The organism is Halobacillus sp. SY10 (assembly GCF_045401165.1).
Classification (GTDB): Bacteria; Bacillota; Bacilli; order Bacillales; family Halobacillaceae; genus Halobacillus; species Halobacillus aidingensis.
Genome location: NZ_CP174345.1, coordinates 100,418 through 112,012, shown reverse-complemented (window position 1 = coordinate 112,012; position 11,595 = coordinate 100,418). Strand labels below are relative to the sequence as shown.

Annotated in this window: 5 protein-coding genes, 9 tRNA genes and 4 rRNA genes; all 18 read right to left on the bottom strand. The window is 48.5% G+C overall.

The features are described from left to right. Window positions 1–96: 96 nt before the first annotated feature. The 18 genes from clpC to rrf (ACJA3J_RS00495) all read right to left on the bottom strand — a co-directional run bounded on the left by clpC (window position 97) and on the right by rrf (ACJA3J_RS00495) (window position 11,584). Window positions 97–2,556: an ATP-dependent protease ATP-binding subunit ClpC gene (gene clpC / locus ACJA3J_RS00580; protein ID WP_089654458.1), complete on the bottom strand. Its 2,460-nt coding sequence runs from the start codon at window positions 2,554–2,556 to the stop codon at window positions 97–99. 18 nt (window positions 2,557–2,574) lie between these two features. Continuing rightward, the gene (locus ACJA3J_RS00575) at window positions 2,575–3,645 is read right to left on the bottom strand and encodes a protein arginine kinase (RefSeq protein WP_089654459.1); all 1,071 of its coding nucleotides are present in this window, start codon (window positions 3,643–3,645) and stop codon (window positions 2,575–2,577) included. Continuing rightward, window positions 3,645–4,193 (bottom strand): UvrB/UvrC motif-containing protein, encoded by a 549-nt coding sequence (locus tag ACJA3J_RS00570; protein ID WP_089654460.1) that lies wholly within the window; start codon window positions 4,191–4,193, stop codon window positions 3,645–3,647. The genes ACJA3J_RS00575 and ACJA3J_RS00570 overlap by 1 nt, the downstream gene beginning before the upstream one ends. A gap of 20 nt (window positions 4,194–4,213) precedes the next feature. Further along, window positions 4,214–4,678, bottom strand: a complete 465-nt coding sequence (locus tag ACJA3J_RS00565) for a CtsR family transcriptional regulator (RefSeq protein ID WP_089654461.1) — start codon at window positions 4,676–4,678, stop codon at window positions 4,214–4,216. A gap of 166 nt (window positions 4,679–4,844) precedes the next feature. Beyond that, window positions 4,845–5,537 carry an MgtC/SapB family protein gene (locus ACJA3J_RS00560; protein ID WP_089654462.1) on the bottom strand — a complete coding sequence of 231 codons (693 nt, stop codon included), beginning with the start codon at window positions 5,535–5,537 and terminating at the stop codon, window positions 4,845–4,847. An 84-nt stretch (window positions 5,538–5,621) separates the two neighbouring features. Next, window positions 5,622–5,735: ribosomal RNA gene (gene rrf / locus ACJA3J_RS00555) — 5S ribosomal RNA — on the bottom strand. Window positions 5,736–5,826: 91 nt separating this feature from the next. Further along, window positions 5,827–8,742: ribosomal RNA gene (locus tag ACJA3J_RS00550) — 23S ribosomal RNA — on the bottom strand. A 171-nt stretch (window positions 8,743–8,913) separates the two neighbouring features. Then, window positions 8,914–10,478: ribosomal RNA gene (locus ACJA3J_RS00545) — 16S ribosomal RNA — on the bottom strand. A 117-nt stretch (window positions 10,479–10,595) separates the two neighbouring features. Further along, a tRNA-Ala gene (locus ACJA3J_RS00540) sits at window positions 10,596–10,671 on the bottom strand. A 13-nt stretch (window positions 10,672–10,684) separates the two neighbouring features. Further along, window positions 10,685–10,761: transfer RNA gene (locus tag ACJA3J_RS00535), tRNA-Pro, on the bottom strand. A gap of 7 nt (window positions 10,762–10,768) precedes the next feature. Next, window positions 10,769–10,845: transfer RNA gene (locus ACJA3J_RS00530), tRNA-Arg, on the bottom strand. 11 nt (window positions 10,846–10,856) lie between these two features. After that, window positions 10,857–10,945, bottom strand: a tRNA-Leu gene (locus ACJA3J_RS00525). Window positions 10,946–11,002: 57 nt separating this feature from the next. Beyond that, window positions 11,003–11,077, bottom strand: a tRNA-Gly gene (locus ACJA3J_RS00520). Window positions 11,078–11,083: 6 nt separating this feature from the next. Beyond that, window positions 11,084–11,165 (bottom strand) — tRNA-Leu (locus ACJA3J_RS00515). Window positions 11,166–11,172: 7 nt separating this feature from the next. Further along, window positions 11,173–11,248, bottom strand: a tRNA-Lys gene (locus ACJA3J_RS00510). Window positions 11,249–11,278: 30 nt separating this feature from the next. Next, window positions 11,279–11,354 (bottom strand) — tRNA-Thr (locus ACJA3J_RS00505). Between the two features lie 15 nt (window positions 11,355–11,369). Then, window positions 11,370–11,445, bottom strand: a tRNA-Val gene (locus ACJA3J_RS00500). A 25-nt stretch (window positions 11,446–11,470) separates the two neighbouring features. Further along, window positions 11,471–11,584: ribosomal RNA gene (rrf, locus tag ACJA3J_RS00495) — 5S ribosomal RNA — on the bottom strand. The 16S, 23S and 5S rRNA genes sit together here with 9 tRNA genes alongside, the layout of an rRNA operon. Between the last annotated feature and the right edge of the window lie 11 nt (window positions 11,585–11,595).

Here is an 11,595-nt window from a genome sequence, read left to right as displayed (position 1 = left end):
TGATGGACTTCTATGAAATAGAAGAAAGGGAGCAGCCCTTTCTTCGCGTTCCTTCAATCATCTGTAGTCAAGCCTTTATAACTTCTATACATCTATTTAATTTGTAGACTCTTGCTGCGTGGAGACGACAAAGTTCTTATCGTCATCGAGATCAATTTTCACACTTTGCCCTTTTGCAATGTTCTCTTTCAAGAGTTCTTCTGAAAGCAGATCCTCAACGTTCTTCTGAATGGAGCGGCGCAATGGACGGGCCCCGTATTCAGGATCGAACCCTGATTCTGCAATATGCTGAATAGCGTCATCGGACAAGACAAAGTCGATCTCTTGTTCTTTCAGACGTTTACGCAGTTCTTCGACCATCAATGTTACGATATCTTTCATGTGCTTTCTCTCTAGGGAGTGGAACACGATCGTTTCATCGATACGGTTCAGGAATTCTGGACGGAACGCTTTCTTCAAGGCATCCGTAACTTTAGACTTCATGTCTTTGTAATCCTGATCCGCATCGCCCATGGAGAAACCGACATATTTGTTTTGCTTCAATTCTTGAGCTCCAACGTTTGATGTCATAATCAACACGGTGTTACGGAAATCCACCACACGTCCTTTGGAATCAGTCAGACGACCATCTTCAAGCACTTGGAGTAGAATGTTGAATACTTCCGGGTGCGCCTTTTCAATTTCATCAAGGAGGACAACAGAGTAAGGCTTATTGCGTACTTTCTCTGTTAATTGCCCGCCTTCATCATAGCCGACGTAACCTGGAGGTGACCCAACAAGTCGAGACGTACTGTGTTTTTCCATATACTCGGACATGTCGATTCGAATCATCGCATCTTCTTCTCCGAACATGCTCTCTGCTAAGGCACGGGCCAGTTCTGTTTTACCGACACCTGTTGGTCCCAGGAAGATGAACGAACCGATTGGACGTTTCGGATCTTTAAGTCCGGCACGAGCACGGCGGATTGCTTTGGAAATCGCTTTGACTGCTTCTTCCTGTCCGATGACCCGGTTGTGAAGCGTATCTTCAAGATGAAGGAGACGTTCACTCTCATCTTTGGTCATCTTGGATACAGGCACTCCCGTCCAAGTGGATACGACAGAAGCAATGTCTTCCACTGTAACTTCGGAATCCTCCTGCCCTTGCTTTTCTTTCCACTCATCTTTCGTTTGTTCCAACTCATCTCTCAAGCGCTGTTCACTGTCTCTTAAGGAGGCAGCTTTTTCAAATTCCTGACTCTGTACAGCAGCATCCTTCTCTTTTCGCACTTCCTCAAGCTTTTGCTCTAACTCTTTCAAGTTCGGTGGAGCTGTGTAGGAGCGCAGGCGGACTTTGGATGCAGCTTCATCAATTAAGTCAATCGCTTTATCCGGTAGGAAGCGGTCTGTGATGTAACGATCAGAGAAACGGACCGCAGATTCAATGGAATCATCCGTAATCGTCACACGGTGGTGGGCCTCATAACGGTCACGAAGACCTTGCAAGATTTGGATGGATTCATCAAGGTTCGGTTCATCCACCTGAATAGGCTGGAACCTACGCTCAAGAGCGGCATCCTTTTCAATATATTTACGGTACTCATCGAGTGTCGTGGCACCGATACATTGCAATTCACCTCGGGCAAGGGACGGCTTAAGAATGTTGGATGCATCAATGGCACCTTCTGCGCCACCAGCACCGATCAACGTGTGAAGCTCGTCAATAAACAGGATGATGTTCCCCGCCTGACGAATTTCTTCCATCACTTTTTTCAAACGATCTTCAAATTCACCACGATATTTGGTGCCGGCAACGACGGTACCCATATCAAGTGTCATCACTCGCTTATCGCGAAGAATCTCTGGTACTTCATTGTTCATGATCTGCTGGGCAAGACCTTCTGCAATGGCTGTCTTACCAACACCAGGCTCACCTACAAGAACCGGGTTATTTTTCGTACGGCGGCTCAATACTTGGATAACACGTTCGATTTCTTTACTTCGTCCGATGACAGGATCAATGTTGCCCTCTTTCGCAATCGCCGTAAGGTCACGGGCAAGGGAATCAAGGGTCGGTGTATTCGCATTCGCCGCCTGAGCACCTGATCCGCCACCACGACGGTTTTGACCTCCTGTGGACTCATTGTTCCCAAGCAATTGTAAAACTTGCTGACGGGCCTTATTCAAGCTCACACCCAGGTTATTCAGTACACGGGCAGCCACTCCTTCTCCTTCACGGATCAATCCAAGAAGAATATGTTCTGTTCCCACGTAAGAGTGTCCCAGTTTACGTGCTTCATCCATAGAAAGCTCGATGACTTTTTTCGCACGAGGCGTATAATGAATCGTTTGGGAAACTTTCTCTCCCTTACCGATTAATTTCTCTACTTCTTGTTGGATTTTTGAAGACTCAAGGCCTAATGCGGTCAGAGCTTTGGCAGCTATGCCTTCCCCTTCACTAACTAAGCCTAAAAGGATATGCTCCGTGCCAATGTTATTATGACCTAAACGAACAGCTTCTTCCTGAGCCAGTGCCAATACTTTTTGTGCTCTTTCTGTAAATCGCCCAAACATCATGGACATTCCCTCCTAACATTATTCTTCATTTTCTAATTGAAGTCGTTCGCGAATTAAAGATGCTCTTCTTACATCCCTTTCATCAGGGGATAAAGGAGTCTTAGCGTATTGTTGCAAGAATCCGGGCTGTGTAAGAACCATCAATTCATTTAAAATCGTGCGTGGGATATGATCAATGAATCCTAGATCAATGCCAAGTCTCAGGTCAGAAAGGCATTTCGCCGCCTCCTTAGATTCTATGATTCGACTATTGGTCAAAACACCATAGGAACGAAAGATACGGTCTTCCAACTGAACGCTTGAACGAGTCATCAATGCTTCTCTTGCTTTTCTCTCCTGTTCTATCAGTTGCTTAACGACACTGTGAAGATCCTCAACAATATCCTCTTCCGATTTACCAAGGGTAATCTGGTTGGATATCTGAAAAATGTTTCCCAGAGCTTCACTACCTTCCCCGTAAATGCCTCTCACCACAAGACCCAGCTGGTTAATGGCCGGTGTCATCCGGTTGATCTGGTTCGTCATGGATAGGGCGGGCAGGTGCATCATGACTGAAGCTCTCATCCCCGTACCTACATTGGTCGGACAGGCGGTCAAATAACCACGCTTCTCATCAAAAGCATAATCCACTTTTTCTTCGAGCCAATCATCCAATTGACTGGCTTGTTCTAGTGCCTGATCCAACTGAAAACCAGGGAAATATAACTGTATGCGAATATGATCTTCTTCATTAATCATGATTGATACTTGCTCATTTTGTGAAATGAGAGAGGCCGACTTCTCCGCTTTTTCAGCCAAGTGTGGACTGATCAAATGTTTTTCTACCAACACTCTCTTTTCAATTGGCTGTAAATCTTTCATCTGGACCAGCTCAAAATCTTTATAATCTCTGAAGGACTTCTTTTGGAACTCTTGTTGGAAGAATTCCAATACTTTGTTCAAAGTCTCTTCGGAAGCAATGATAGGAAAAGGATGTTGTGAGAAATTACGAGCAAGTCGTATACGGCTGCTGAGTACAATATCGCTGTCCGGACCTTCTTGCTTCATCCATGGACTAATTGCTTCATTCATGAATTGCTGTAAAGACATTACTCATCACCATCCTCCCTATGATGCAGTTGACTTTCTAAAGATCTTATCTTATCTCTAACTTTCGCTGCCTCTTCGAATTCTTCCTGCTCAATTAATTGTCGAAGATTAGTTTTATATTCTTCCATCTCTTTTTTCAGGTGCAAGTTGCCACCTTCACGTTTCGGAATCTTGCCATCATGTCTGGTATTCCCACTGTGAACACGGCGCAGGATGGGATTCAGGCGCTCATCGAACGTTTTATAGCAGTCCGCACAACCAAACTTCCCTATCCTTGCAAACTCCTCATAGCTGAGCCCACAGTTGGGACATTTCAGTTTCGGCTTTTTAGTATAAGAGTGAGCGCTCTGCCCTTTTAAAGGAGAAGGTCCCTCGGAATGGAACAGACCTGAAAGGAGATCATTCAAGGTGAAGTTCTCTTCCCCGTAATTCATGTACCCATTTTCCTTCGCACATTTTTCACATACATGGACTTCTGATTTTTGACCATTAATCACCTGCGTCAAATGGACGGTTGCAGGACGCTGATGACATTTCTGACACTCCATCTGAATCTCTCCCTTCTCACTCAACATTTGTATTTAAGGGTGAATAGCATGGCTGTCATGATTCGCGCGCGAACTTCATCACGAAGAGGTAAAGAAAAAGCAAGGACGTCGCGATCGATGACACTTGCCATCAGTTTGCTTTCCCGATCAGTGATGATCTCATAGTCTACCAGCCTTTCAAGAACATCAATGGCTTTCGATTGAGAAACATGGGGATTGATGAGCTCCATCACCTCTTCAATCATCTCTGACCCTTTACGGTGTTGGATTCGGCTGATACGAATATACCCGCCGCCTCCTCTTTTACTTTCCACTATATATCCTTTTTCCACTGTAAAACGTGTCTTAATCACATAATTGATCTGAGAAGGTACACAATCAAATTTCTCGGCAAGTTCACTACGCTTGATTTCAATCGCCTGGTGCCGATTTTCATCTAAGATCTCCTTGAGATATTCTTCAATAACATCAGAGATATTCCGCATGCTCCCTCCCCCTCTTTTGACTTTGACTATCTTTGACTTTAATTTTATTATACTCATTTTCTTTTGTCATGCAACTTGTTTGTTTAGAAGAATTACATCTTCTATGTTTCCCCTTTTCATCATGAAATAAAACAAAAAGACTGCACAGATTCAACTGTGCAGCCCTTTAATACCGATGTCCACATTCTTCTACACCATCCATCAAAGACAGACGTTCTAAAAGAAGGGCTCGATCATACTTTTGTCCTTTATTCAGTTCAACAACAACCTTTTTTTGGTCTTGATCCAAGGCAACAATATCTATTTTCCTGACATCCAGCTTCATTTGTTCGAATTCAGTTAACACTTTATTAACCGGGGCATCCTTACCAACGGTTACTTGATAAATGTTTTTTCGATTCCCATTAAACTTTTCTTTCTCTATCTTATTTAGGAAGACTAAACTCATAAGCACGAAGATCGTTGTGACCGTCGCCACATCATACATTCCTGCACCAACGACGAGACCAATGCCAGCCACCGTCCAAATGGATGCTGCTGTAGTTAATCCTCTAATGGTCATTCCGTTGACAATAATTGTCCCCGCCCCTAAAAATCCAATGCCGCTAATTACATAGGAAGGGATACGAGCCGGGTCGAAACGGACTTGTTCATATTGATCAATGAACGTTTCAAATCCATATAAAGAAAGAAGCATCATCATACAAGCCCCGACCCCCACAAGAATATGGGTACGGAAGCCAGCCGAATGATTCTTGACTTCCCTTTCAAATCCAATCACCCCTGAAAGAATGAGTGCAAAAAATAACCGGAATACAAACAAAAGAATGTCATCATGAAAGAAATATGACCAGTTCAAGCTATCCCTCCTTTCTTTATATCTATGTTTAAGAAAGTAGATATAGAAAAAAACCAGAAGAAGGATCTTCTGGTTTTCCAAATGATGTGGCGGCGTCCTACTCTCACGGGGGTAAACCCGACTACCATCGGCGCTGAAGAGCTTAACTGCTGTGTTCGGCATGGGAACAGGTGTGACCTCTTCGCCTTCACCACCACATCAATATAAAGTTTGAGGTGAACCCTCAAAACTGGATAAGGAAACATCTTGTTTGAAAAAGGACGATCTTTTCACGAATGATTTTCATCAGATAGATAAGTCATCGATCCATTAGTATCCGTCAGCTCCACGTGTCACCACGCTTCCACCTCGGACCTATCAACCTCATCGTCTCTGAGGGATCTTATTTGCTTAAAGCAAAGGGAAATCTCATCTCAAGGGGGGCTTCATGCTTAGATGCTTTCAGCACTTATCCCGACCACACGTAGCTACCCAGCGATGCTCCTGGCGGAACAACTGGTACACCAGCGGTGTGTCCATCCCGGTCCTCTCGTACTAAGGACAGCTCCTTTCAAATTTCCAACGCCCACGACGGATAGGGACCGAACTGTCTCACGACGTTCTGAACCCAGCTCGCGTACCGCTTTAATGGGCGAACAGCCCAACCCTTGGGACCGACTACAGCCCCAGGATGCGATGAGCCGACATCGAGGTGCCAAACCTCCCCGTCGATGTGGACTCTTGGGGGAGATAAGCCTGTTATCCCCGGGGTAGCTTTTATCCGTTGAGCGACGGCCCTTCCATGCGGAACCGCCGGATCACTAAGCCCGACTTTCGTCCCTGCTCGACTTGTAGGTCTCGCAGTCAAGCTCCCTTGTGCCTTTACACTCTGCGAATGATTTCCAACCATTCTGAGGGAACCTTTGGGCGCCTCCGTTACCTTTTGGGAGGCGACCGCCCCAGTCAAACTGCCCACCTGACACTGTCTCCGGACCGGATCACGGTCCTGGGTTAGAATGTCCGTACAGCCAGGGTAGTATCCCACCAGCGCCTCCACCGAAGCTAGCGCTCCGGCTTCTAAGGCTCCTACCTATCCTGTACAAGCTGTACCAACATTCAATATCAGGCTACAGTAAAGCTCCACGGGGTCTTTCCGTCCTGTCGCGGGTAATGTGCATCTTCACACATAGTATAATTTCACCGGGTCTCTCGTTGAGACAGTGCCCAAGTCGTTGCACCTTTCGTGCGGGTCGGAACTTACCCGACAAGGAATTTCGCTACCTTAGGACCGTTATAGTTACGGCCGCCGTTTACTGGGGCTTCGGTTCAACGCTTCGCATAAGCTAACGCATCCCCTTAACCTTCCAGCACCGGGCAGGTGTCAGCCCCTATACTTCGCCTTACGGCTTCGCAGAGACCTGTGTTTTTGGTAAACAGTCGCTTGGGCCTTTTCACTGCGGCTCCTCGGCAGAGGAGCACCCCTTCTCCCGAAGTTACGGGGTCATTTTGCCGAGTTCCTTAACGAGAGTTCTCCCGCTCACCTTAGGATCCTCTCCTCGCCTACCTGTGTCGGTTTGCGGTACGGGCACCTCTTTCCTCACTAGAGGATTTTCTTGGCAGTGTGAACTCAGGAGCTTCGGTACTCTATTTCCCTCCCCATCACAGCTTGACGTTGCCGGACGGATTTGCCTATCCGACCGTCTCACTGCTTGGACGCGCACATCCAGTGGCGCGCTCTCCTTATCCTCCTGCGTCCCCCCGTCGTTCAAACGGAAAGGAGGTGGTACAGGAATATCAACCTGTTGTCCATCGCCTACGCCTTTCGGCCTCGGCTTAGGTCCCGACTAACCCTGAGAGGACGAGCCTTCCTCAGGAAACCTTAGGCATTCGGTGAAAGAGATTCTCACTCTTTTTTCGCTACTCATACCGGCATTCTCACTTCTAAGCGCTCCACCAGTCCTTACGGTCTGACTTCACGGCCCTTAGAACGCTCTCCTACCACTGATCATAAGATCAATCCGCAGCTTCGGTGGTGTGTTTAGCCCCGGTACATTTTCGGCGCAGAGTCACTCGACCAGTGAGCTATTACGCACTCTTTGAATGATGGCTGCTTCTAAGCCAACATCCTGGTTGTCTAAGCAACTCCACATCCTTTTCCACTTAACACACACTTTGGGACCTTAGCTGGCGGTCTGGGCTGTTTCCCTCTCGACCATGAACCTTATCACCCACGGTCTGACTCCCAGAACAAAGTCTATGGCATTCGGAGTTTGACTGAATTCGGTAACCCGATAGGGGCCCCTCGTCCAATCAGTGCTCTACCTCCATGACTTTCTATTCTGAGGCTAGCCCTAAAGCTATTTCGGAGAGAACCAGCTATCTCCGTGTTCGATTGGCATTTCACCCCTACCCACACCTCATCCCCGTAATTTTCAACTTACGTGGGTTCGGGCCTCCAGTCAGTGTTACCTGACCTTCACCCTGGACATGGGTAGATCACACGGTTTCGGGTCTACGACCGCATACTCACTCGCCCTATTCAGACTCGCTTTCGCTGCGGCTCCGCTTCTGCTGCTTAACCTCGCATACGGTCGTAACTCGCCGGTTCATTCTACAAAAGGCACGCCGTCACCCATTAACGGGCTCCGACTACTTGTAGGCACACGGTTTCAGGTTCTCTTTCACTCCCCTTCCGGGGTGCTTTTCACCTTTCCCTCACGGTACTGGTTCACTATCGGTCACTAGGGAGTATTTAGCCTTGGGAGATGGTCCTCCCGGATTCCGACGGAATTCCTCGTGTTCCGCCGTACTCAGGATCCACTCCGGAGAGAGAAAGATTTCGACTACAGGGCTGTTACCTGCTCTGGCTGACCTTTCCAGATCGATTCGCCTATCTTCCTCTTTGATAACTCCAATGGAGTGTCCTACAACCCCAGAAAGCAAGCTTTCTGGTTTGGGCTGATTCCGTTTCGCTCGCCGCTACTTGGGAAATCGCATTTGCTTTCTCTTCCTCCGGGTACTTAGATGTTTCAGTTCCCCGGGTGTGCCTGCCTATACCTATGTATTCAGTATAGGATACTGTTCCATTACGAACAGTGGGTTTCCCCATTCGGAAATCTCCGGGTCAAAGCCTACTTACGGCTCGCCGGAGCATATCGGTGTTAGTCCCGTCCTTCATCGGCTCCTAGTACCAAGGCATCCACCGTGCGCCCTTATTCACTTAACTATCTTCGTGAAAAGACGTTTACAATTTCAATTAGATGTCTTGTCATCAATTGTCTCATCGTTAGATGAAGACAATGATTCCTTATCCAGTTTTCAAGGTTCACAAGTTGAAAGATCGTTTGATCTCTCAAAACTGAACAACCAACACAGTACGTTTCCGTTATATCCTTAGAAAGGAGGTGATCCAGCCGCACCTTCCGATACGGCTACCTTGTTACGACTTCACCCCAATCATTGGCCCCACCTTCGGCGGCTGGCTCCAAAAAGGTTACCTCACCGACTTCGGGTGTTGCCAACTCTCGTGGTGTGACGGGCGGTGTGTACAAGGCCCGGGAACGTATTCACCGCGGCATGCTGATCCGCGATTACTAGCGATTCCGGCTTCATGCAGGCGAGTTGCAGCCTGCAATCCGAACTGAGAATGGTTTTATGGGATTTGCTACACCTCGCGGCTTCGCTGCCCTTTGTACCATCCATTGTAGCACGTGTGTAGCCCAGGTCATAAGGGGCATGATGATTTGACGTCATCCCCGCCTTCCTCCGGTTTGTCACCGGCAGTCACCTTAGAGTGCCCAACTGAATGCTGGCAACTAAGATTAGGGGTTGCGCTCGTTGCGGGACTTAACCCAACATCTCACGACACGAGCTGACGACAACCATGCACCACCTGTCACTTGGTCCCCGAAGGGAAAGCCCTATCTCTAGGGATGTCCAAGGATGTCAAGACCTGGTAAGGTTCTTCGCGTTGCTTCGAATTAAACCACATGCTCCACCGCTTGTGCGGGCCCCCGTCAATTCCTTTGAGTTTCAGCCTTGCGGCCGTACTCCCCAGGCGGAGTGCTTAATGCGTTAACTTCAGCACTAAGGGGTGGAAGCCCCCTAACACCTAGCACTCATCGTTTACGGCGTGGACTACCAGGGTATCTAATCCTGTTTGCTACCCACGCTTTCGCACCTCAGCGTCAGAAACAGACCAGAGAGTCGCCTTCGCCACTGGTGTTCCTCCACATATCTACGCATTTCACCGCTACACGTGGAATTCCACTCTCCTCTTCTGTCCTCAAGTTCCCCAGTTTCCAATGACCCTCCACGGTTGAGCCGTGGGCTTTCACATCAGACTTAAGGAACCGCCTGCGCGCGCTTTACGCCCAATAATTCCGGACAACGCTTGCCCCCTACGTATTACCGCGGCTGCTGGCACGTAGTTAGCCGGGGCTTCCTCGTTAGGTACCGTCAAGGTACCGCTCTATTCGCACGGTACTTGTTCTTCCCTAACAACAGAACTTTACGATCCGAAGACCTTCATCGTTCACGCGGCGTTGCTCCGTCAGACTTTCGTCCATTGCGGAAGATTCCCTACTGCTGCCTCCCGTAGGAGTCTGGGCCGTGTCTCAGTCCCAGTGTGGCCGATCACCCTCTCAGGTCGGCTACGCATCGTCGCCTTGGTGAGCCGTTACCTCACCAACTAGCTAATGCGCCGCGGGCCCATCTGTAAGTGATAGCAAGAAGCCATCTTTCAACTTTCCTTCATGCGAAAGAAAGTATTACCCGGCATTAGCCCCGGTTTCCCGGGGTTATTCCGATCTTACAGGCAGGTTGCCCACGTGTTACTCACCCGTCCGCCGCTCGTTCCACGAGCTTCACCCCGAAGGGATCCACTCGCTTCCCGCGCTCGACTTGCATGTATTAGGCACGCCGCCAGCGTTCGTCCTGAGCCAGGATCAAACTCTCCATAAAAGTTAAGTTTGACTTGCTCATTTGCACACCGAATGTGCTTGTTTCAAATCTCTTCTATAAAGAAGAAATGTTTTGACGTACTGGTTGGTTCGTTCAGTTTTCAAAGATCAAATAAATTGGTGGAGCCTAGCGGGATCGAACCGCTGACCTCCTGCGTGCAAAGCAGGCGCTCTCCCAGCTGAGCTAAGGCCCCTCTATATTAGGAATGGTCGGGAAGACAGGATTCGAACCTGCGACCCCTTGGTCCCAAACCAAGTGCTCTACCAAGCTGAGCTACTTCCCGTTAAAAATGGCGCGCCCGAGAGGAGTCGAACCCCTAACCTTCTGATCCGTAGTCAGACGCTCTATCCAATTGAGCTACGGGCGCATATTTGTTTATGGTGCCGAGGGCCGGACTCGAACCGGCACGGTGGAAACCCACCGCAGGATTTTAAGTCCTGTGCGTCTGCCAATTCCGCCACCCCGGCCTGGCAATTTTTATGTTTAACATCGTTGTTGTTTGTTAAGTAGCTCGGTTAAAATTCTGGAGCGGAAGACGGGATTCGAACCCGCGACCCCCACCTTGGCAAGGTGGTGTTCTACCACTGAACTACTTCCGCGTAAAGTGCGGGTGGAGGGACTTGAACCCCCACGCCGTGAAGCACTAGATCCTAAATCTAGCGTGTCTGCCAATTCCACCACACCCGCAAATGAATGGTGAGCCATGAAGGATTCGAACCTTCGACCCTCTGATTAAAAGTCAGATGCTCTACCAGCTGAGCTAATGGCTCTTATCGATAAACGTTAGCGCAAGCAACTAATGGTGCCGGCCAGAGGACTTGAACCCCCAACCTACTGATTACAAATCAGTTGCTCTGCCAGTTGAGCTAGGCCGGCTAACTTGATAAGAAATGGTGGAGGATGCAGGGTTCGAACCTGCGACCCCTTGCTTGTAAGGCAAGTGCTCTCCCAGCTGAGCTAATCCTCCGGATTATTATGAAATTATGATCAAGGCTTGGCGGCGTCCTACTCTCACGGGGGTAAACCCGACTACCATCGGCGCTGAAGAGCTTAACTGCTGTGTTCGGCATGGGAACAGGTGTGACCTCTTCGCCTTCACCACCAAACCTTTTTTCAA

Coding starts and splice junctions, on each gene's coding strand:
- ACJA3J_RS00565 (WP_089654461.1), bottom strand. CDS start 4,678: ATGCGGAATATCTCTGATGTTATTGAAGAATATCTCAAGGAGATCTTA.
- clpC (WP_089654458.1), bottom strand. CDS start 2,556: ATGATGTTTGGGCGATTTACAGAAAGAGCACAAAAAGTATTGGCACTG.
- ACJA3J_RS00575 (WP_089654459.1), bottom strand. CDS start 3,645: ATGTCTTTACAGCAATTCATGAATGAAGCAATTAGTCCATGGATGAAG.
- ACJA3J_RS00570 (WP_089654460.1), bottom strand. CDS start 4,193: ATGGAGTGTCAGAAATGTCATCAGCGTCCTGCAACCGTCCATTTGACG.